Genomic DNA, 22,187 nt, shown 5'->3' on the forward strand with positions numbered 1-22,187 from the left:
ACTCCTCGTCTGAATCGCTACTTATTCGCTACCCTGTCCTTCTCTGGTTGAAACAGCATTCGTCTTCCATATGCAGGAAGCGAGTCGGTTGTCGTGGAGTAAGCCCGTTGGATGCGGATATGTGCGCCTTCGCGCAACCCGGCTTCCGCAAGCCGCTGTTGTTCCTGTACTACGAACCACAACCCTTCCGGTTGCTTCGCTTCGAGAATATATTGCACATCATTGCGCGGCGGCTCACCGAACAATTTCAATCCGAGAATAGATTTCAACTGCAGGCCCGTGCAATCCTCCGACACATCAATGTCGAACCACTCCTGGCCCTGCCTTCCTGAAGATACGGTCAGCATCATCGCAAGCGCCCTCCTCTTCCCGTGCGGATGCGAGCCGCTCCGGCTCTGCCTGTCTCATTTCACTCTACACCCGCAGGGGGAGAGCGGTCAATCCGGGGCGACTGCGGCGCCGGTTGCGGGGGACCGGACAGGACTGGACTGCTTCTACGACAGACTAGTATACATGATAATACCATATCCGTACTTAGTATATATTGGAATTACCCGGTTGCAATGAGCCATAAGAACGGAATTCGTGACAGAGTTCCAAAAAGAATGCCTCGCCACCCGGGGTCTGACTTTTGCTAATTTCTGGCATCTGGCTGGCTAGGCTGGAGCCGGGCCTAGGAAGGTTCCAGGTTCCTGCTCATTCCTGTTCAGATTCCCGCTCAAGTCTGTCCAGGTTCCAGCCCAAGCCTGCTTACGTTCACTATCCCAACTATTCAGGCTCTTCCAGTTGCAAAGTCAGACCGCTTCTTGCCATCGTCCTTCCGATAGGCTGACCGGATCACTTCTTCCTTTCATTCCCCGGAATGGTCAATCGGCTCCATCAACTTACTCATTCTCCCAGATAACTCAAAATCCGTTCCTTCTTATGTTCGCTATCCCTATCATTCAGTCCGTCACTTCTTATGTTCGCTATCCAATCCGTCAGTCCGTCACTTCTTATCTTCACTATCCCAGTCAGTCAGTCCGTTACTTCTTCTCTTCTCTATCCCAATCAGTCAGTCCGTCACTTCTTATGTTCGCTATCCCAATCAGTCAGTCCATTCCTTCCTTACCATCACTATCCCAATCGGTCAGTTTAGCAGCAGTCCTTCTTCTTCACTCTCCCCGTCGTTCAGAATGCTTCTCACTTCATTAGCCCTAATATAACAATTTACTATTCAACCATTCGATTTCCTCCTCGATCACACGAGGGTCTAGTCCGTTCCTTCTCCTTGAACCGGGGCCATCATACATGATGAATAAAGTGTAACATCGCTTACTGACTAGATGGGAGACTGCGCAAAAGGAGTTTCCATTCATACTCTTCCTGACGAGTTGGGATATTGGACAAAAGGGGTTCCATCTATACTCTTCCTGACGAGTCGGGATATTGGACATAAGGAGCTTCCATTCCATACTCTTCCTGACAAGTTGGGAGATTGAACAAAAGGAGTTGCCATCCATACTCTCTTCCTGACGAGTTGGGAGATTGGTCAAAAGGAGCTTCCCTGCATATTCATTTTCCTGACTCCATGGGAGATTGGACAAAAGGAGTCCAGGGACTCCAGGGACTCCAGACATCTCCAGACATCTCCAGACAGCTCAAAAAGCTCCCGTATCGCGGAAGCCCAAGCAGCGATTATTCCCATTTCGTCCATTGCGTCCGAATGTTTTCCTTCGTGACGATACCTTTTTGCAGCAGCGCATTCGGCACCATCGAATTGTAGGTCCGGATGCTGCGATTCAGTTCCTCGAACGCCTGATCCACGGGCTCGCTACCAAGCTCCTCCACCTGATGCAGCAGTTGTTCAAGCTGGCTTCGAATCTTTTTTTGAAGCTCCAGCCAGGAAGGGAGCACATTCGCTTCCTTCATGACGCTCTGGAGCGCATCCCCGCTTGCCACATCAAGCGGCTTGCCCTTGCCGGGCAGTTCGTCCATGCCGCCCGACTTCGCATAATTCGAGAAAATCTCATCCATCCAGTCCCCATGCCGCTCACTCATGTCCGCTCCTCCTCTATTCGGCTTCGATCCTCTGCTCTGCTTCCGCCGGCTTCACTGCCGGAGCCAAGGGCGTAGTCCGGGCAAGCATCTCATACATATGTTGCTCCGCTCAGGATATCCTCCCGCATGCGTGCCAGAATGGCCTGCTCCTGAGCGCTCCATTCCTCCGGCCGCTTGCTCGTCCGGTGATACAGATACGAATAGATAGTTCGATAACGGAGGAAAAAGGGAACCCGCCCCCATTCCTCGGCAGGCAGCTTGTCCGCCTCCGCATACCCGCCCGCAAACGCATCCAAAAACCGGGTTACGAAGGCCGGCCGTTCCTCCCGGTTCCGCACACTCATCGAGGCCGCCTGCGCGGCAATCGCGATATCATACGCGTACCAGTGGCGCATGCTGTCACCGAAGTCCAACACCGCCAACCGGTCTCCAACCCGCAACAGGTTGCCCGGATGCAGATCGTGATGGATGAGGCCGTAGCGTTCGGCCTCCTTAGGGAATCGCTGCGCCTCCTGCACACACTCGAGCCACAGATCCCAGACAGGCGCATCTCCACCGAGGCGGCCGCTTCCGGCAGGATCCAGCGCCTCCCGGACGAGCCGGTCGTCCGTCCAATCCTGGAACGGCGGAGCCCAAGCGGCCGTATAGTGCCGTGCCGCCCGGCGCAGCGTTCCCATCGTTTCCCCCCATTGGCGGAAAAGCCATTCGTTCCACTGCTCCGGTTCCCTCGGATGAATGGCAGTCCCGTTCAGCTTCTTCGTGACGACGGCGAAGCATTCCCCATCCAGCCTGGCCGTCATTCCCCCGTTCTTCGCCGGCACCGGCTCCGGCACCAGCAGGCCGGCTTCCATCGCCTGCTTCATCCAGGCAAGCTCGGCCTCCACGAAGGCCGGGTCTTCGCGATCGAATCGGCAGCATTTGATGACCATAGCTCCGTCAGACGTCTCGAATACATGGTTATAGTACCCTCCGAGCAATCTTGAACCTCGCGCATCGATGCCGTAAGCCGCTTCAATAGCGGGCAGCAAATTTTGGATCAATGCCCCTCTCTCCCTTCCCCCGACCTCAATTTAATGGTCAAAATCGCCCGCCGCTCCTCGAGTCTGAGCATCCAATGATACCTATCCGTCTAATCCGACGATTGTGAACGCGGATGCCGCTGCAAGCGTGCGAGTATATCAGGCGTAATGGCGACGCCTATCGATTGCAGCGCCAAGACGATTGCCCCAGCCACGGGGGACAGCGCCGGCTCGATGACCCGGAAGCGCTTTCGACCGCACGCGGGCGTGGACGCGGCAGCCTGCTGCAGCCGTTCGGCGACGATTCGGCGGATATACGGATCCCGAATGACACTGCCTACGAACGCGACGGATAGAGTCTCCTCGCTGAAGCGCGAGCCGACGATGCGAATCCCTTGCTCGAGCGCTGAGGCAGCCTCGTCGCAGACGAGCCGGGCCAACGGGACGCCGGCCCCGGCTGCTCTCGTAACATAAGGCGCCATCTCGCCAAAGCGCCGCATTCGTTCATGCTCGTCGCAGACGAAGCCGCGGGCGGCTCCCAGCTCGCTCAGTTCATCAACGCTCGCGGCACCCCAGTAACGGAGTATCTCGCCTACCCAAGCCTGATCCGCCTCAGCCGCGTAGCCGGCAATGATTTTGTACACCGCTTCATAGGATAAAAATCGGGCGGCCGTCGCATAGTGATGAAAATCCTGATTGCGCACGATGCGGCCCGCCTCATTCACCCCGAACACGACGGAACCGGTTCCGGCCACAGCCATAATTCCCGGCTCTCCGAGAAAGGCTCCCGCATGTGCTACCATCCCGTCATTGACATGCCGCCGCACGATTGAAGCGGTTGCAGCGCCGAACGCGTCGGTGAATTCCTCGGCCCATGCCATATCTTGCTCCGATTCCAGACCGGCCAGGCCGGCGCACAGAGCAGCAATCGGGGCCCCGCCGGAACGTGCCGCCGCCTCCTGCAGCGCATCTCTGACATGCTGCTTCGCCTGCACATCCTTGTTCGGATTGCAGCAGCCGTTCTCGGCATAAGCGATGACCGCACCATCCAAGGAAGCCGTCATAACCCGCGTCGTCGTTCCCCCACCATCGATGCCGATGACGATGTTGCCCATTCATGCATCCCCCATATTCAAATGATGAAGCGGCAGGACCGCTTATTTGGCCAAATAGCCACGCTCGACCGCTTGCTGGACCAGCTTTTCCGCGAACCTGCCCAACTGCTGCGATCCTTCCTTGATTCCCCCGATGCGGGCCAGAACCCGATCGCTGGTGATCCCATGCTCCTGCCATGATTTCCCTTCTGTCGTATAGTTATGAATCAGAGGCTGCAGCCGGTCCAGCGCTGCCGCATATTGGGCCTCTGGCGTCTGGCGCTGCTCGAATTCCATCCAGAGCTGCATCATTTCATTTTTCTGTTCCTCCGGCAGCATGCCGAACAGCCGCTTCGCAGCCTTCGACTCCCTGGCGAATTTGTCTTCATGCCCCTGCGCATCATAGGCGAACGTGTCTCCGGCGTCAATCTCCACGATATCGTGAATGATAAGCATCTTCAGCACGCGCAGCAGGTTCAGATTCCGCTCGTTGGCGTACTCGTGCAGCAGTATCGCCATCACTGTCAAATGCCATGTGTGCTCGGCGTCATTCTCATGCCGGCTCCGATCCAGCAGATACGATTGCCGGAAGACCGATTTCAATTTATCCACTTCTTTGATGAACTCGATATGCATTTCCAGTCTATCCTGCATGGATGCCATTCGTCCAACCTCCTTCAGCCTGTATTTCCCCGAAAGAGCGGTTCACGTCCGCGATCCGCCCCTTGGGATCGGTTGGCCCCCCTCAGTGCTCCGCGCGCTTACCGTTCCTCCCGATGAATGACAGCGACACTGGTCTGGCGGTTATTGAACGGATCATAGCCGTTCAGTATGCGGCCATGAATGATGCCGTAGCGGCCCAGACGCCGATGCAGCCACACTTCCGGCTCTTCGTAAGCTCCGGTCTTCAGCAGAAGCAGCTTGCCTTGCGGCGTCACATGATGCTGTAACAGGAAATGAATATACTCTTCTTCGTACTTCTCCGGCACAATATCGAGCATCGTCGCCACATAATCGAACTGCCGCTCCGGAATCCAGGCGAAGGCGTTACCGACATAGAAATGATCCGCATAGGCGGGCAGACGTTCCTTCGCTAGCTCAATCAGCTTCTCGGAAATATCGAGCCCGTAAGGATCGATCGCAATGCCGCGCTCCTTCGTCCATTCGATGACAGACTCCAGCAAATAACCGTTGGCGCACCCGATATCCAGGAAGGATCCGGAATGCTCGACGGCATCGGCTACCGGCTTGCGCAGCGCCTTCCAGCGCTGTTCCGGTCCTGACATACCCGATTGCTTCCAAGGTTCATCCGCACCGTAAGACAAATAAGCCGTTTCGGTATCCAACTTCACTTGCTCGCACCATTGCTCCAATTCTTCGGGAATCGCTCTGTAGGGCATATGCAGTCCTCCTCTAATTAAAATAATGGCGGCTGCGCCTCGCATTGATCCATAATGGCCGGATAAGGAGCAGCCGCCCAACCTGTACGACGGACGATGTATCTTTTCTTGACAAGAAGCATCGCATATTTCATCCCTCGGCGTCAACTGACGCCCTGCTGCCGTTCGCTAAGGTGAGTCGGAAAGGGAAACGGCGGCAAAGCGGGACAGGGCGATGATAGAGAACGAGAAGAGATGAGAAGGGAAGCTTCCACGCTCCGTTAGGCATGAGCGGGAAGCGGCAGCGGTCTAAGGCGTATCGCAAGCCAATGCGATTGAAGCGGCAGATGGCCGTTCGGAGCCGGTCCGCCACCCCGGTTAAGTCCGGCCGCTGCGGTGAGGTCCGGGCCGGGACTCGGGCGGCAAGGCTAGGCCTTACCGTGAGCGCGGAATGATATAGCTCCGAGCGGAACGGATGAATCCGGCCTTCAGGAAGAAGGCTTCGGCTTCGGGAACAGAGATGAGAATAAGGGATACTTCATCGCTCAGCTTCCGCTTCAGCCGTTCCAGCAGTGTCTTCCCGACGCCCTGCTTCTGGTACGAGCGGTCGACGGCCAATTCGGACAAATAACAGCAGTAGGAAAAATCGGACACCGCTCTGGCGACGCCCATCTGCTGCCCCGCCCAGGCCGTAATCAGCAGGCCGCTGTGATCGATCATCCTCTGTAGTCGCGGGAGATCGTGGAACGGTCTGCGATACCATTCGTTATCCTCTCCTCATCTGAATGGTCATCGCCGCTCCGCTGCCGGACGGAGCCATGCGGCCGACAATCTCAGCCTTCCACCGCAGCCGAGCTCTCGGGCAGCCTTTCCTGGCGCTCTTGCTCCCGCACCTCGGCGAGGAATTCGCGTACAGCCTCACGATACCCCTCCGGATCGGTGGGATAGGCTCCCGCATGCACCGCGTCGTCGACGATATGCAGCCGCCGGATGCCCTTCGTCTTCGCGTGATACAATTCTACGCTCATCGAGGTAGGCACGAAATCGTCCTTGCCGCCATGGATGAGCAGCAGCGGAACTTCCTGCTCCCGAATCCGTTCTACAGGCTTGACGTCGCGCATGGAGAAGGCCGCCTGACGCCGCAGCCTCCGTTCTAGCATGCCCATGAAAGGAAAAATCGGCACCCGGTTCAAATCCTTCAGCTGGTATCGCATCAGCTTCTCCAGATCCGAGTATGGACAATCGGCAATGATGAAGCGGATTTCCGGGTCCGTCCCGGCATGCATCAGCACGGTGCCCCCGCCCATGGATTGCCCGTGGAGGCCGATATACGCGTCTTCGCCTACACGGTGCCGGACCCATTCGATCCAGGCGTCAAGATCTTCCCGTTCATAGAAGCCATAGGTTGCGTAACGCCCTTCGCTCCGTCCGTGACTGCGCTGGTCGATAAGCAGCACATTGAAGCCTTCGTCTGCGAACAACGGGATGAATTGGGACGAAAAGCCGTGGTTCGCCGTATATCCGTGCACGATAATGACAACCTTCCGGCCGCCGGGATGCGGCTCGATATAATATCCCCGCAGCCGGAACCCGTCCTTCGATAAGATGGAGGCTTCCTCCTTCGGCAGCGCTTCGAAGTCGTCCCTTGACATCAATCCCATGCCTTCCACCATGGCGAACGCATCTTCGGGAAGCGAGCGCTTGCCCAGGATCATGCGCCGGAACACATGACTTCCCAGCAAATTCGCACTTACGATAACGATGAACAAGATGCATCCCGCCACTACATAACTCCACATACGATCATCCCTTTTTCTGCAACGATATCATGATGAACTTGCTACAATACCATGCGGAGCGCCGTTACTGCCGTTCGAAACGGACATAGCGCGTTCCTCGCACCAACAACCGCCCGGCCGCCCCTTCCTCCAGCCGGTGGAATTCATCACGGCTTACCTTGTACTCTACGCACTCTCCGTCTTCCAGGCGAAATGCGACGTAATGGACAGCAAGCGAATGATGATGAACATACCCGTCATGATGCATGCGTTCGTGGCGCAGCTCCATCCGCTTGCCCGCGACGGCAGAAGCTGCCGAACGAACCGGCTGGCGGCAATGATGAAGCCACTGCACGGTCCCCCGCAGCACGGCGTAAGCGATAATGCAGACGGCCAGGAACAGCAGCAGCCCGAAAAAGGGACCGATGAAGCCATCAGCCGAAATTAGGGATAAGGTGTCCATCGTCTCCCCCCGCTTGCATAATCCGAATCTCATTCATGACGGATTGCCTTTACTCCATATTATAACCGGAGCACGGTGGCTATGAGCAACCTATTTTTCCACTTCTACCCAGGTGAAGCGAAAAATACCGTCCTTGCCGACGCCAGGATTACCCCTCTTCAGAGTGCAATCCAATATTTGCAGATACCGTCTCCAGTCCCGGCCAAGCGGCCGCCGTTCTTCTCGATGACACGCCTCGAAGCCGTATTGTCTTCATCGCAGGTAAGAAGCACTTCCTGCAGGCCGATCCGTCTCGCCTCGGCGAGCAGCAGCCGCAGCATGACTGTTCCGTATCCCCGCCGGCGCGCTTCGGGACGAATTGCGTAGCCGATATGGCCGCCCCGCTCCCGCAGCGCATCAGTCAGCGCATGCCGCAGCTTGCCGATGCCGACCGGCCAGCCTTGGACATACAGCCAATACACGTTCTGGGGAACGAGATGCGCGGGGAGGCGGCGCCCTTGCGACATCTGTATGTAGGATTTTAGATAGGATCGGAACTGTGTCGGGCGAATGCCGTATCCGCTGTTGGAGAACCCGTTCTCCCCCGGCCCCATCTTCTGCAGCATCTCGTAAATATCGCTGCCGTCCGTCAGCGCCAGCGGACGAAGCTCAATGCCTGAAGCTTCCATGAACTGAGGATACATCCGCATGATGGTGCGCATCGATTCGGAGTCTGGCACATGCAGTCGGGTATCCCGCTGCAGCGGGACCGCTTCCGTTATCGTACAGCCGTGAGCCAGCGCTTCGGACAGCGTCACGCCCTGCTCTATCTCACCCCAGCTCCCGATCGGGACAGACAACAGCGCCGCGACATCATCCCCAGGGGCGAGCGGCTCGGATTCATCCGCTTCGGCCGCATAGATGCCGTAATAGATGTAGGGACCGACAGGCAGACCCTGCTTATACGGCTGATCCGGCGCCGGATTCGTCGCGCGCTGAAGCAGGAACGGCGCCAACTCGTCACGCACTGTCACTGGGCGTACTACACCAGTGTCCAGGTCGTGAAAATATGTTACTGGCGACGACTTCAACCGCACCCGGTCGGTTGCCAGCTCCTCCCTCGTTTCCCGCAGCGCGCAGGCGGGCATTGTCTCGCCCAACTCCTGACCGCCTCCGACGCCCCCGATGCGCAGGACCTGATCGGACATCACAGCCTGGCCATCCAAGGCGCCCATGTCCGCATTGAGCGTCATGACGACGCGCTCCTCCCGGACGAGGATGACGCCGGCGCAGAACGGTTGATTGAACGTCAGCGCTTCGATATGGAGAGGCTCCTTCATCAGGATAGACATCGTCTTTCCCCCCTTTAGCCGCAGCATGTTTTAATTCACGAAGGTCGCCTTGACGCGCTTCGATCGGATGAAATAAATGATCCAGGTGATCTTGAAGAAGGGGCGCAGCACCAGAAGGCTGAAGATTTTCATGCGGCTATAATCTTCCAGTCCCCCCGGAGTCAGACTGACCAAATAAGTGTCGGCAAAGGTCCATAAAATGCTACATATGTAGAAGACGATCAACATCTTTGGCAGCAGCTTCGTTTTGCGATAGAACAGAATGAGTACCATAATCAGCATCATCGATATCAAGAGATTGGCTACCGTCTCGAAAATAATAAGCACCGGCAACACCGAGTTATCCGATTCAGGCGTCGTGAGCAAACTCCATGTATCAGATTGGAAGAATGGAATAATTTCTGAAAACAGCGAGATAAGCATGCTTATAAACGACCACCACAGCGCAATCTGAATGACAATCAGCCAGCCCGACAGCCCTTGATAGGAGGGCCCCAGCGGCTGAAGCGGGCGCGGCGGTTCGCCGGATGAACCGGCGGGAGGATTCCCGTTCATTCCATCCCTTCCTTTCGTTCTTGAATAGGGGCTGGACCAGCAGTTCAGCCTTGTCTAGTCCAATCCGTATTGCTTCATTTTCAGGATAGACATCGTCCGTCCCCCTTTAGCCGCAGCATGTTTTAATTCACAAAGGTCGCCTTGACGCGCTTCGATCGGATGAAATAGATGATCCAGATGACACTGAAGATGGAGCTCCGCACCAGAGGTTTGAGCGCTTCCAGGCTATCAGCGTCCTGTCCCCCCGGAATCAGACTGGCCAAAGAATAGTCGGCAAAGAACGATAAAATGTTCCATATGTACAATACGATAATCATCGTCGGCAGCAGCTTCTTTTTCCGATAGAACAGAATGAGCACCATAATCAGCAGCATCAATGTCAATAGATTGGCTATCGTCTCGAAAATAATAAGCACCGACCACATCGAGTGATAGTATTCCGATTCAGGCGTCGTGAGCAGACTCCATGTATTCGATTGGTAGATTGGAAAAATTTCTGTAAACAGCAAGTTGAGAATCATGATGAACAACAACCACAGCCCGATCTGAACGACAATCAGCCAGCCCGACAGCCCTTGATAGGAGGACCCCAGCGGCTGAAGCGGGCGCGGCGGTTCGCCGGGAGACCCGGCGGGAGGATTTGCGTTCATTCCATTCCTTCCTTTCGTTCTTGAATAGAGGTTGGACCGGCAATTCAGCCTTGTCTAGTCCAATCCGTATTGCTTCATTTTATAGTAGAGCGCGCCGCGGGATATCCGCAGCATTCGGGCCGCCTTGGCCTTGTTCCCGTTCGTTCGCTCAAGCGTCTCGGCGATGCGGGCGCGCTCCCATTCCCCGGAATGGACGCTGAGGGGAAGATCCGGCTCGGTTAATTCATTCAAGGTGGTCAAGCGGGCATATTCCGGCAGCTGGGCGGACGTCACCGCGCCGGATCCGGCCGCGGCCGGCGCGGCGTATTCCATCGCGTTCCTCAGCTGCGACAGATTGCCCGGCCAATCGCAGGCAAATACCGCCGCCAGCGCGTCAGGCGCGAGCTCCGGAGCGGTGATGCCTGCTTTGGCGGCCGCCTGGTGCAGGAAGACCCGGCACAGCTCCGGCAGGTCCTGCTTCCGCTCGCGCAGCGGCGGAACCGTATAGAGCTGGAAGGCGTACCGCAAGGAAGGCAGCAGGCGGTCCGGCTCCTCTGCGGCGGCTTCGGGGCCGACAGAGCCGCAGATTCGGCACTGCAGCGGGACGGATGCCGTGCCGCCCAGCCGCTCGAAGCGGGACAGGCGCAGCATGGCCGCCAGCTTCTCCTGCATCGACGGAGGAAGCGCGTCGATATCTCTCAGATAGAGCGTGCCGTCGGCAGCCAGATCCAGCTTCCCTGGCCGCTCTTCTCCTCCCTGATAGCCGAATAATTCGGCTTCCAGCATCCCTTCCGGAACGGTGCTGCAGCTGACCATCACGAACCGCCCGGAACGGCCGGCGCTCCGATGAAGCCATTCGGCCATCGAAGTGCGGCCGACTCCCCCCTCGCCTGCGAGCAGTAGCGGCTGTCCGATGGAAAATGCGGTCTGCAGCCGCTGAAGCAAGGCGGAAGGGAAGACGGCCGGCAGCAGCGGCTGGCCTGCCGGATGATGATACATCTCCGCGCTCAATTTCACATAGGACGATACATCCCGCTCGATAGACAAGGCGCCGATCGGCTTCCCCGCCTGATCCGTGATCGGGGCCGCGCTGATCATGACATGCATCCCCGGCCGCGGCTCATGATAGACCTGGTGGACCGCGCTGCCGCTGTCCATCACCTGAAAGAGCATAATCGATTCTCTCTGAAAAAAATCTCCTATTTTACGACCGATTATATCGGCGCCGTTGATTCCGTAGGTCTCTTCCGCCACCCGATTCCAGTACAGTACCGTTCCCTCGTTGTCAATGACGGTAACGGCGTCATTCATCGCGCCGAGCAGGACGCTCAGCACGGCTTCCATTACTCCTGACTGACTCATCGTTCATCTCCATGCAATCAATTTTATTAGATTATGGCAAAACCTCAATCAGATTGCAATGAAAAAGCATTCATTCCCAAGCTTCCGTTCGGCCTAATTTCCAATCCATTCAAAAGAATGTGTTTACATTTCCAATCTTTTGTGATTATATTTAATCATAAATAGAATATGTGTCTGTTTTTTGAACACTTTTTTCGTCAGAAGAAGGGAAGAGTCGCGGATGGAAAGCTTAATGAGAAATGGTCTATTATTTCTGTCGAAGAATCGCATGGCCAACCGCGCCGCGAAGAAGTACGGACTGCGCTTCGGCGCCCGCCGCTTCGTCGCCGGAGAGCAGATTGCAGATGCCGTCGCAGCCGTCCGGGAACTGAATGAAGCCGGCATCGTGGCGACCTTGGATCATCTGGGCGAATTCATTCTTACCGAGGAAGAGGCCCAGGAATCAACCCAGTTCTGCATACGCACGCTGCAGGAGATAGAGAAGAGCGGCGTCCGCTCGAATCTCTCACTAAAGATGACCCAGCTCGGACTGGATCTGTCCCGCGAGCTGTGCATGCGCAACATGAGGGCCATCCTGGACACTGCCGCCGCCTGCGGCAATTTCGTCCGCATCGACATGGAGGATTATGCGCACAACGAAGCCTCCCTCGATATTTACAGCGAGCTGCGTGAGGAATACGGCGATACGGTCGGCCTCGTCATTCAAGCCTATCTGTACAAGAGCGCTGACGATATTGACAACCTGCACCGGTTCCGGCCAAATCTGCGGCTCGTGAAGGGCGCCTACAAGGAATCGCCCGACGTCGCTTACCCGAGTAAGGAAGACGTGGACCGCAACTTCATTCACATCATCGAACAACACCTCAGAAATGGCGACTATGCCGCCATTGCCACCCATGACGATAAAATCATCAAGCATGTCAAGCAATTCGTAACCGAGCACAATATCCCGCGCAGCCAGTTCGAATTCCAGATGCTCTACGGCATTCGCACCCAGGCGCAGCGCGATCTGGCCAGAGAAGGCTATACGATGCGAATCTATGTCCCGTTCGGCAATGATTGGTACGGTTACTTCATGCGCCGCCTGGCAGAACGGCCGGCGAACGTCGGATTTGTGCTGAAATCTCTTTTCAAGTCGTAGGAGTTATATCATTTCATATTCATATATTAGGAGGCGTTATTATGACGATGGTGGATTACCGCAATGAGCCGTTTACCGATTTCAAGCAGGAGCATAACCGCCAAGCGATGCTCACCGCGCTGGAGCGCGTCCGCGCCCAATTGGGGCGCACCTGCCCGCTCAAGATCAACGGTCAGGAGATCGCAACCGACAGACGCTCCGCTTCCATAAATCCCGGGCAACTGAAGCAGGTCATCGGTTATGTCGCCCAGGCCGATGCCAATCTGGCCCATCAAGCGATTGCCGCTGCGGATGCCGCCTTCCGGGATTGGCAGCATGTCGATCCCGAAGTCCGGGCGGGGTACCTGTTCAAGGCGGCGGCCATTATCCGCCGGCGCAAATTCGAATTCTCCGCCTGGCTCGTCTATGAAGTCGGGAAGAACTGGGCCGAAGCGGATGCCGATGTCGCCGAAGCAATTGACTTCCTTGAATTCTATGGCCGGGAAATGATCCGGCTCGCGGGACCGCAGCCGTTGACTCCACTGCCTGGCGAAGACAACCGGCTGACGTATATTCCGCTCGGCGTCGGCGTCGTCATCCCGCCATGGAACTTCCCGTTCGCCATCATGGCCGGCATGACCTGCGCCGCCCTCGTCGCCGGGAACACGGTCGTGCTCAAGCCGGCATCGACTTCGCCGATCATCGCCGCGCGATTCGTCGAGCTGATGGAAGAAGCCGGACTGCCGGCCGGTGTCCTCAACTTCGTACCCGGCTCGGGCAGCGAGATCGGCGACCTGCTCGTCGATCATCCGCGCACCCGCTTCGTCTCGTTCACGGGCTCCCGTGATGTCGGCCTGCGGATTAACGAGCGGATCGCGCGTCCGGCGGCAGGACAGATCTGGATGAAGCGTCTCATCGCCGAGATGGGCGGCAAGGACGGCATCGTCGTGGACAACAGCGCCGATCCGGCCGAGGCGGCAGATGCGATTGTCGCGTCCGCCTTCGGGTTCCAGGGGCAGAAATGCTCCGCAGGCTCCCGCGCCATCATTCATCAGGATATCTATGAAGAAGTGCTCGGCCATATCATCGAGAAGACGAAGCAGTTGACTGTCGGCCTGCCGGAAGAGAACTATCCCATCGGACCGGTAATCGATGAGAACGCCTACAACAAAATTCGGGAGTATATGGCGATCGGCTTGTCGGAAGGACGCCTCGTGGCCGGAGGAGAAATCGCCGAGGGCGACGGCTATTACTTGCAGCCGACCGTATTCGCGGATGTAATGCCGGAAGCCCGCATCATGCTCGAGGAAATATTCGGCCCGGTGCTTGCCGTGTGCAAGGCGGATGATTTCAAGCAGGCGATCGATATTTTCAACAATACCGAATACGGGCTGACCGGCTCGGTATTCAGCCGGAACCGCGAGCATCTGGAGTATGCTCGCCGCCATATGCACTGCGGCAATCTGTACTTCAACCGCAAATGCACCGGCGCGCTCGTCGGGGTGCACCCGTTCGGAGGCTTCAATATGTCGGGCACCGACTCCAAGGCGGGCGGACGAGATTATTTACTCTTGTTCACGCAAGCGAAGCTCGTATCGGAGAAATGGTAAAATGAACAACGGCTTTTCCGCCTCTGCGGAAAAGCCGTTGCTTTGCGTTGGCATAGGCAGTTGGTATATAGCCAATTGGAAAATAATTCAATGGAAGTGGAGCATCCGTACGGCCATTATCCGTCAGTTCCCTTGCTGATCCGGGTTCCCGCCTTGCCTTCCAAGGCGAGATCGGCATTGCGAAGCGACGCGATAATGGCCGTTCCCCCGCTTTCGGCAAAATCGAGGGCGGCATTCATTTTGGGTTCCATGCTGCCTTTGCCGAATTGTCCCGCGGACAAATAGCGGCTCGCGTCCTCGATAGAAACCGCGCCAAGGGCTTGCTGCTCCGGTTCGCCGAAGTTAATGTACACCTGTTCCACATCGGTTAGCATAATGAACGTATCCGCGCCGATCTCCTTGGCGAGCAGGCTGCCGGTACGATCCTTATCAATTACCGCATCCACGCCTTTCAGCGTCCCGTCCGCTGCCCGTACAACCGGTATGCCTCCCCCGCCCGCCGCGATAACGATGTGGTTCGCATCAAGCAATTGCCGCATAACCTGACTTCCGATAATGCTGCGCGGAGAAGGAGAGGGAACGACACGGCGCCAGCCGCGGTTGGAATCCTCCTTCACGCTCCATCCCTTCTCTGCAGCGAGCCGTTCGGCTTCTTCCTTATTGTAGAACGAACCGATAGGCTTACTAGGCCGCCCGAAGGCATCGTCGTTCGGGGACACCTCCACGGATGTCACAAGACAAATGACCTGCCGCTCGATCCCCTGCCTCGTTAATTCGTTCAGTAACGATTGTTGGATCATATAGCCGATAAAGCCCTGGCTCTCGGCGCTGCATACATGCAGCGGCAGCATAGGGACTGAATCCTTGGCCATTTCGTTCTGCAGCAAAATATGCCCTACTTGCGGACCGTTGCCGTGAGTAAGTATAACGCGATAACCTTTGTTGACGATATTCGAAATGATAGTGCAGCACATCCGGATATTTTGCAGTTGGGTCTCGTAAGTCGCGGTTTGATTAGCCTGCAAAATCGCATTGCCGCCGAGCGCAATCAGCACGGTCTTCATCAAGGCGATACCTCCTTTTCTAGTTCGACAATCATGCAGTATATGCCCAGAGCGGTATCGATCCCCGACGTGCGGCCCGTGCCGGTTAGCGACCACACGGCTCTGGCCACATCGGTTGGCATCTGGCAGCAGAGTGCATTCAGCACCTCCAGAATGCGGCTTCCGAATTGTCCGCTCACAGCGTAATGAAGATACTCCAGGCTAACATCGGTCGTCAGATCTTGATGCTGCGCCAAGCGCTCATCCAGCTTGGACAGAACGAGCGCAGATACTTGGCCGGTATACACCCCGGCGCCTGCAGCCCCAATCAGAAAGTCGTCGCCTGCCGGCGTCAGCCCCGAACCGTAACCGATTAGGGACCGGACGGCCTGCCACTGGAGAGACGGATCGCAGCAGCCAAGGGATGTCCGGCAGGCAATCAATGCCCGCCCCAATTCAGTCTGATCGGTTTCTTTGCGCAAAATGTCCATGACCTGAGCGGCGCTCATGCCAAATCCCGTGATCCCGGAATACATGCGAAGCAAGGCAGTGAACCGCCGGAAATTGGCGGACAGTATTCCGGAGTTGGCCGGAGAGCCCCTCAGCATGCTGCAGAACACCGAGGCGTTGTCCAGACGCACTGCGGCATTCCGTTCGCCTAGCCATAATGCGCCTGGGCGGAACTCCACAACCATCCTGTCGCCGGGACGAATCCGGCAAGCGATTCGCTCGAAGGATTCGCGGTCAACATGAACGGCAAAGGGCAAATAACCATTCTGAGCGGTACCTATAAATAAAAGCCGCCGTCCTATTCGAATGTTCATTCCGTTCCGAAAGCTGCTATGTACCGTTCCGCAGCCGCTCTCCCGGACAAGCCCAGGGATATTCGAACTATATGCCTCCCCTTGGACGACGAGCATAGGTCAGTCTGTAATGTCCATAGCTTCGGCCAGAGCGATCAGCGCCTTCTCGAAGCAGGCGAGCGGCGCGTTGACCGTGCCAGCCCCAACCTGACCGATCCCTGCTTCCTTATGGGCGATGCCCGTATTTATGACCGGCGTGATCCCCGTCTCAATCACTTTGCGGATGTCGATGCCCAGGCAGATCCCTTGGAAATTCCATGTTGGGACAGTGAGATTACTGTTCCGGTCGAAGCAGATTTCCGCCATTTCGTTGCTGATTGCCAATGCATCATCGAATCCGCCCGCGCCGACGAAGCGGGTGACCCCCGGTGCGGCAATCATAGCCATGGCGCCGACCCCGAACGTCTCCGTGATGGCGCTATCCCCGATATCCGGGTTGGCATCCTCTTGCGAATAGCCGGTAAAGAACAATCCTTGCGGCGTATTGACCGGGGCGGTAAACCATTGATCGCCCAGTCCGCTCACCCGAATGCCGAAATCTTTGCCGTTGCGGGTCATGGCGGTGACAATCGTGCCGGCTTGAATGGTGCGCGCGCCATCCATAACGGCCTTGCAGGACGCCATCATCACATTGAGAAAGAATTGGTCGGTATCCGCCAAAAATTTGATAATGGTTCTTTTATCCGTCTCGGGCACATCGGTCGCCAATAAGAGCGGCGCCAGTTCTTTGAGCAGCAGAAGCGAAGCAGCAATGTTGCGCTGATGAAATTCGTCGCCCATCGTAATCGCCTTGGCGACGAGCACATTCAGATTGATGCCTCCGTCTGAAGCTTTCAAAGCTTGTGACATGCCGGGACCGAGGACATCGCGAATCCAGCGGAGACGGCTGATCACCTCTTCACTATAGGCGCCGAAGCGCAGCACCTTGCCGATCCCTTCGTTCAGGTTGCAGTAGGCGCGGTTGCCTTCCGTGCGATTCTCTACCACGAGGACAGGCATATTGGCCGATGTAATTCCGCCCATCGGGCCGACAGCGTTGACGTGGTGACAAGGGACGAATCGGATTTCCCCGCCTTCCAGCATTTTCTTGGCTTCATCTTCTGTCGCTGCCCAACCTTCGAATAGCAGCGCCCCGATGCAGGAACCCTTCATCGGTCCGGTCATATCCGGCCAATCAATGGGCGGACCGGCATGTAGCAGCGTACGGCCGTTCAATTCCTCGATAACGTCTTTGGCGGGAACAACGTCGATCAGGAACGGCTGTGCGCTGGCTATTTTCTCGACTACCGCCCGGTTGGCTTCGTCAATCGTATTGTACATAGTACGTTCTCCTTACTTATCGTTATTTTAATTTAGACAAAATATTGGCTAGCTTTTTATTGCCTCCCGCAACCGGACGCCAGTCGAATTGAACAACTTTCCCTTCATACCGATGGATCGTGTCCGCAAAGCTTGCCAGACCGAGATTGATCACGCGCGGCTTGCCGGATAACAGCTTGGCCGTCGCTTCCGGCACCTCAGGCGCGTTGGCCGAACCATGCGGAGTGACCGCAGGCGCACCGGAATAGGCGGGGGGCACCGATTTGCCGACGAGATGCAGCGCCTTCTTGACAGCCTGTACGTTGCTATCCCCGACCATTATGCCGGCCTCTTCAAGCTTTCGTCTCTGCTCCCCATAATTTTGCGGATCTTGATCCGTCCCGCAGACGGAGCACACGAAGTATACGGTTCTGCCTTCCCCGGAGGCGTGAGTGAGTGCGTTCCGAATGGAAGGAATCAGTTCCCCGGCCATATCTTCATGGGAACCGTAACCTAATACGACGTCGAACAAAATAACCGCCGTTTCAGGATCTTTTGCCATCTTGTCGATCAATTCCTTGCGAGTAGACGGATCGATCATGGGATGCGGACGGCCTTTCGTGTAGATATCGTCACCCAAGTCAATAATCTCATGTCCTTGATCTTTGAAAATATAGCCGTCCTCATGCTTCAGTGAAGCCGGTATGCCGAACGCCTCCCGTACGAGCATGGCGGCTTCTGTCGCCAGCGTGCCTCCAGAATACAAGCCTTTAATATAGGACTGTCCGGACTGTAATGCATGGCCCCCTTCCGCGCCGGTCCCTTGTGTGCCGGGGGATGCGGTCGTGCTCCCATAGGCGAGCTGAACGGCCATTACCGCCGTGTCCTCCAAAGTGTAAGCATAATGAACGTTGCCTTCCGGCTCCAACGGCTTCTCTCCCGTGAAGATGGCAACGGACGGCTTGGACAGAGAATGCAGGAACGCCGTCACTTTTTTCTTGACCTCAGGGGCAGGAGGCTTCGAAATCACGACGATCAACTCGGTAGCCGCATCAGCCTCCAACGCAGCAATGCCGTCCAACATCGTCAAGGCGCCGATCGACTCGCTCAGGTCGCGGCCGCCCGTGCCGATGGCATGGCTAACCCCGCCGCCCAAGCGGTCGATAATGGTGGATACCTCCTGAATGCCCGTTCCGGATGCGCCGACGATACCGATGTTCCCCTTGCTGATTACATTCGCGAAGGCGATCGGAACTCCGGCCAATATCCCTGTCCCGCAGTCGGGTCCCATTACGAGCAACCCTTTCTCTTTCGCTTTCCGTTTCAGTGCCAGCTCATCCGCCTCGGACACGTTGTCGCTAAAAATAAAAACGTGTAGCCCTTTGTCCAACGCTTTATGCGCCTCGTCCGCGACATATTCGCCCGGAATAGACAAAAGCGCGAGATTGGCATCAGACAGCAATTGCATGGCCCGGTCCCACGTGCGGACTTTGTCATAATTGTTTTTAGCGCCTGCCAGCGCTTGATTTTTCAGAAAAGAATCGATTTCCTTCAACACTTCCGTCACTTTCTCCGTCTGCTCTGTATCGATTACGATACAGATATCATTGGGCTTGGCCCGCTCCAGCTCCGGTGTATACAAGCCGGTATTCCGGAATATATCCAGGTTGGCGGGGGTGCCCATCATGACCGAGATCCGGTTGATGCCTTCCATGGCAGATAGCTTGTTCGTAAGGAGCATTAAGCTGACGGAATCCTGATACACGTTTTCTTTAATAATGGTTTTAAGCACGACAATCTCCCTTTCCTGATCTTGACCCGGATCGTTAGGCCGTTCTCGTTCTTGGTTTTTCTTTGGTAAAAATCATCGCAGCCAGACCGATAAACAGCAGAACCATGGCCAGGAAAAAACCGGACCGCATGCTGCCGGTGGTATCCACCAAATACCCCGTAATGTAAGGAGCGAGAATGGAGGAGCTCATTCCGATAAAATTGTAGAGACCGAACGCGGTGCTGTACGCTTCCTTAGGTGCGTTGTCCGCTACAAAGGCAACGAGCACGGGGTCCAGCGCCAGCTTCCCGGTTAGACCGTAGACGATTAAGGCGAACATCATCGCTGCGTCGCTTTGTGTGTACACAACCAGATAGATGGACAGGGCAGCAATTGGCACCAAAATATAAACCAGGGGTTTCCGTCTTCCGAACTTGTCTGATAAATACCCGAAGAAAAGAGCTCCGGGAATAGACGCCCATGGAACGAGCGAAGAGATGAAGCCGACATCGCTGCCCTGATAGCCTCGCTCGGTCTGCAAATACTGCGGGAGCCAGGTGAGAATCGCGAAAAATCCGTAGAGCGAGCAGAATACCATGATGAACGTGAGCGAAAGGTTGCGGTTCTTGAACAACGAAAACATGGATGTTTTTCGCGTCTCGCCCTTGTTCGTGTCCGCTCCCCGAGCTTCCACATTAAACTTCCGAGGCTTCTCCTTAATCACGAACCAAATCAAGAGGGCGGTGATGATCGTCGGAATGGCCATAATGTAGAACGGGATTCTCCAGTTCAAACCCTTCTCCAGCGTTAACGTGCTGGCTGTAATATAGCCAAGCGAAATGCCGATTGCCTGCCCGCTGTTAATGACCGCCGTTCCAATCGTACGCACTTTTTCGGGAATCGCTTCGGACGACAACGCGTATTGCGGACCGTAATACGTCCCTTCGCCCACCCCGGTGATGATTCGGGCAAGGAGAAGCATGAAGAAGGTACTGGCGATCCCGGTAAAAGCGGTAGCGAGGCCGAACAGAATATACCCGGGGACAAGAACGTTCTTGCGTCCCAGCCGGTCGCCAAGCGTTCCCGCCGGAATCTGCAGAATCGCGTAGGCGAGAAAAAACACACTGTTGATCAAACCGAGTTGCGCGTTATTGATACCGAATTCCTGCGCCAAAATCGGCATAACCGGATTGAGAATGGTACGGTCGGCATACATAAATACCCAGCCGAGCGTAAATACGAGAATAACCTTCCAATAGTAAGGCATTCCAGCCTTTGGAGCCGACTTGAACGGTTTCTCCAATGTTTCTTCCATTTGGCAGTTCCCTCATTTCGTGGAGTCAGTAACGATATCATTTGCAGATACGGGAACGTTATTCTTCCATTGCAGCTCTTTACGGGACTCTCAATCCGAATATTTGAACGAAGCCGGCGCTATGCTCAGTGCTATGAGATGAATTAATCAATGAATATAAAAACAGCCCGGAACCGACGGCAATAACAATTGCCGCAAGTTCCGGGCTATATTTGGATGTTGTGCTGCAAGCTGGAGCGAAGAGACGAATGTGCTACGCTTCTTCCGGCAGCATCCGCGATGCCGCTTCCAGCAGCTCCTCGAACAGGTCGTCATCTTCCTCCAGCCTGTCGTCCAACGCCAAGATCTCTTCCTCGCTGCCGGAATCGCCGGCGAAGCTTAGACTGTAATCCCATTCCTTGCCCTTCTTGCTGAACAAGGTCACCTCATAGGCGGACTGGAATCCTTCCAGTTGGAACGTCACATGCCCCAGGTAGGATCCGTCCGCATCCTTCCTCATATCTGCCCGCACAATCGTTACGTTCATATCTCTCTCCCCTTTGTCGTATCTTTCTCTTCGCGCTCCCGCACGCTGACTGCGCCGCTGGCGTGCCCGATGATCAGCTTGTCCGCCATACCGAGGAACAACCCGTGATCGACGACGCCGGTAATCCGCTTCAGCCGAAGCTGCAGCTCTTCCGGCTGCTCGATGCGTCCGAATGCGCAATCCGCGATGAAGTTGCCGTTGTCCGTCACGAACGGGCGCCCTTCCTTCTCACGAAGAACGGGACGGCAGCCGAGCCGGCCGATCTGGCTCATCGTCAGCTCCGCTCCGAACGGGACGATCTCGACCGGAAGCGGGAAGCAGCCGAGCCTATCGACGCACTTGCTGTCGTCCACGATGAGAATCAGCTTCCGGCTCGCGGCCGCAACCAGCTTCTCGCGCAGCAGCGCGCCGCCCCCTCCCTTGATCGCATTCAATCGGCCATCGACTTCGTCCGCCCCGTCAATGGTCACGTCAAGGCCGATCAGCCTGTCCAGCAGCGGAATGCCGCATTCCCGCGCCAACCGTTCCGTCGCCTCCGAGGTGGCTACCGCTTGGATGCGCAGCCCTTCCGACACCCGGGCGCCGATCGCGCGAATCGCCCAGTAGGCCGTGCTGCCGGTGCCGAGTCCCACGCTCATCCCCTCCCGGATGAACTTCACCGCCTCTTCGGCAGCCGATCGCTTCGCTTCCATGGCTTTCCGCTCCTTCCTGTCCGCTGCGCCCTTGCCGCGCTTGCGGCCGGCACAGCCCGCTGCAGATTGTACTCTCTTCATTATAGAACGAATTCATCCTCGAATGCTATTCCACGGCCGCCGCGCTCGGCAGACGGGGAGAGAAGGATGGAGAACAAGTTTCCCTTTTTACCCCAGATAGAATGAATCATCATACATTTTTCCCCATTTTATCCATTAATGAATCAATTCTATTCCTTCCGCCCATCTTTTCGCGAAGAAAACGGGATCTCTACGTAAATACTCCGTTCCAGAAGGC

21 protein-coding genes and 1 pseudogene are annotated in these 22,187 nt (G+C 56.2%); 2 read left to right on the forward strand and 20 right to left on the reverse strand.

What is annotated here, in order from left to right; translation table 11 throughout:
* Positions 1 to 17: 17 nt before the first annotated feature.
* From FLT43_RS06885 to FLT43_RS06945, 13 genes and pseudogenes are all read right to left on the reverse strand, one after another.
* Entirely contained in the window at positions 18 to 350 is a 333-nt protein-coding gene (locus tag FLT43_RS06885; RefSeq protein ID WP_087442409.1) for a hypothetical protein, read from the reverse strand.
* Between the two features lie 1,327 nt (positions 351 to 1,677).
* Positions 1,678 to 2,040, reverse strand: a complete 363-nt coding sequence (locus tag FLT43_RS06890) for a DnaJ family domain-containing protein (protein WP_087442407.1) — start codon at positions 2,038 to 2,040, stop codon at positions 1,678 to 1,680.
* A gap of 89 nt (positions 2,041 to 2,129) precedes the next feature.
* A complete protein-coding gene (locus FLT43_RS06895; RefSeq protein WP_164776259.1) occupies positions 2,130 to 3,080 on the reverse strand; it encodes a phosphotransferase enzyme family protein in 951 nt (316 codons plus the stop codon).
* Positions 3,081 to 3,169: 89 nt separating this feature from the next.
* Positions 3,170 to 4,174, reverse strand: coding sequence for a BadF/BadG/BcrA/BcrD ATPase family protein (locus FLT43_RS06900; protein WP_087442405.1), 1,005 nt, complete (start codon positions 4,172 to 4,174; stop codon positions 3,170 to 3,172).
* 42 nt (positions 4,175 to 4,216) lie between these two features.
* Positions 4,217 to 4,816 (reverse strand): HD domain-containing protein, encoded by a 600-nt coding sequence (locus tag FLT43_RS06905; protein WP_087442404.1) that lies wholly within the window; start codon positions 4,814 to 4,816, stop codon positions 4,217 to 4,219.
* 98 nt (positions 4,817 to 4,914) lie between these two features.
* Positions 4,915 to 5,553 carry a class I SAM-dependent methyltransferase gene (locus FLT43_RS06910; RefSeq protein WP_164776261.1) on the reverse strand — a complete coding sequence of 213 codons (639 nt, stop codon included), beginning with the start codon at positions 5,551 to 5,553 and terminating at the stop codon, positions 4,915 to 4,917.
* 414 nt (positions 5,554 to 5,967) lie between these two features.
* Positions 5,968 to 6,267: pseudogene (locus FLT43_RS06915) on the reverse strand (GNAT family N-acetyltransferase); the annotation flags it as partial.
* A gap of 98 nt (positions 6,268 to 6,365) precedes the next feature.
* On the reverse strand, positions 6,366 to 7,331 hold the full coding sequence (locus FLT43_RS06920; protein ID WP_087442401.1) for an alpha/beta hydrolase: 966 nt from the start codon (positions 7,329 to 7,331) through the stop codon (positions 6,366 to 6,368).
* A 64-nt stretch (positions 7,332 to 7,395) separates the two neighbouring features.
* Positions 7,396 to 7,773 (reverse strand): DUF2500 domain-containing protein, encoded by a 378-nt coding sequence (locus FLT43_RS06925; protein ID WP_164776262.1) that lies wholly within the window; start codon positions 7,771 to 7,773, stop codon positions 7,396 to 7,398.
* Positions 7,774 to 7,931: 158 nt separating this feature from the next.
* Positions 7,932 to 9,104: a GNAT family N-acetyltransferase gene (locus FLT43_RS06930; RefSeq protein ID WP_087442399.1), complete on the reverse strand. Its 1,173-nt coding sequence runs from the start codon at positions 9,102 to 9,104 to the stop codon at positions 7,932 to 7,934.
* A 30-nt stretch (positions 9,105 to 9,134) separates the two neighbouring features.
* Positions 9,135 to 9,659 (reverse strand): DUF2569 domain-containing protein, encoded by a 525-nt coding sequence (locus FLT43_RS06935; RefSeq protein ID WP_087442398.1) that lies wholly within the window; start codon positions 9,657 to 9,659, stop codon positions 9,135 to 9,137.
* Between the two features lie 122 nt (positions 9,660 to 9,781).
* Positions 9,782 to 10,309, reverse strand: coding sequence for a DUF2569 domain-containing protein (locus FLT43_RS06940; protein WP_087442397.1), 528 nt, complete (start codon positions 10,307 to 10,309; stop codon positions 9,782 to 9,784).
* A gap of 54 nt (positions 10,310 to 10,363) precedes the next feature.
* Positions 10,364 to 11,650: a sigma 54-interacting transcriptional regulator gene (locus tag FLT43_RS06945; protein ID WP_244194181.1), complete on the reverse strand. Its 1,287-nt coding sequence runs from the start codon at positions 11,648 to 11,650 to the stop codon at positions 10,364 to 10,366.
* A 220-nt stretch (positions 11,651 to 11,870) separates the two neighbouring features.
* Here FLT43_RS06945 and FLT43_RS06950 point away from each other — a divergent pair, with 220 nt between their 5' ends.
* Positions 11,871 to 12,791 (forward strand): proline dehydrogenase family protein, encoded by a 921-nt coding sequence (locus FLT43_RS06950; RefSeq protein WP_087442395.1) that lies wholly within the window; start codon positions 11,871 to 11,873, stop codon positions 12,789 to 12,791.
* 41 nt (positions 12,792 to 12,832) lie between these two features.
* Positions 12,833 to 14,380: an L-glutamate gamma-semialdehyde dehydrogenase gene (gene pruA, locus FLT43_RS06955; protein WP_087442394.1), complete on the forward strand. Its 1,548-nt coding sequence runs from the start codon at positions 12,833 to 12,835 to the stop codon at positions 14,378 to 14,380.
* A gap of 116 nt (positions 14,381 to 14,496) precedes the next feature.
* Here pruA and arcC read toward each other — a convergent pair whose 3' ends face one another.
* From arcC to rpiA, 7 genes are all read right to left on the reverse strand, one after another.
* Entirely contained in the window at positions 14,497 to 15,447 is a 951-nt protein-coding gene (gene arcC / locus FLT43_RS06960) for a carbamate kinase (RefSeq protein ID WP_087442393.1), read from the reverse strand.
* Positions 15,444 to 16,247, reverse strand: coding sequence for an oxamate carbamoyltransferase subunit AllH family protein (locus FLT43_RS06965; protein WP_164776264.1), 804 nt, complete (start codon positions 16,245 to 16,247; stop codon positions 15,444 to 15,446). Before FLT43_RS06965 ends, arcC begins: the two co-directional genes overlap by 4 nt.
* Positions 16,248 to 16,346: 99 nt before the next feature.
* Positions 16,347 to 17,606 (reverse strand): YlbE family protein, encoded by a 1,260-nt coding sequence (locus tag FLT43_RS06970; protein WP_087442391.1) that lies wholly within the window; start codon positions 17,604 to 17,606, stop codon positions 16,347 to 16,349.
* Between the two features lie 22 nt (positions 17,607 to 17,628).
* Positions 17,629 to 19,377, reverse strand: a complete 1,749-nt coding sequence (gene fdrA / locus FLT43_RS06975; protein WP_087442390.1) for an acyl-CoA synthetase FdrA — start codon at positions 19,375 to 19,377, stop codon at positions 17,629 to 17,631.
* Positions 19,378 to 19,411: 34 nt separating this feature from the next.
* The gene (locus FLT43_RS06980; protein ID WP_087442389.1) at positions 19,412 to 20,671 is read right to left on the reverse strand and encodes an MFS transporter; all 1,260 of its coding nucleotides are present in this window, start codon (positions 20,669 to 20,671) and stop codon (positions 19,412 to 19,414) included.
* Between the two features lie 253 nt (positions 20,672 to 20,924).
* Positions 20,925 to 21,197 (reverse strand): hypothetical protein, encoded by a 273-nt coding sequence (locus tag FLT43_RS06985; protein WP_087442388.1) that lies wholly within the window; start codon positions 21,195 to 21,197, stop codon positions 20,925 to 20,927.
* Positions 21,194 to 21,889, reverse strand: coding sequence for a ribose-5-phosphate isomerase RpiA (gene rpiA / locus FLT43_RS06990; protein ID WP_087442659.1), 696 nt, complete (start codon positions 21,887 to 21,889; stop codon positions 21,194 to 21,196). Before rpiA ends, FLT43_RS06985 begins: the two co-directional genes overlap by 4 nt.
* Positions 21,890 to 22,187: the final 298 nt, after the last annotated feature.

Origin of the sequence: Paenibacillus thiaminolyticus (assembly GCF_007066085.1) — a bacterium.
In the GTDB taxonomy this organism is placed as follows: domain Bacteria; phylum Bacillota; class Bacilli; order Paenibacillales; family Paenibacillaceae; genus Paenibacillus_B; species Paenibacillus_B thiaminolyticus.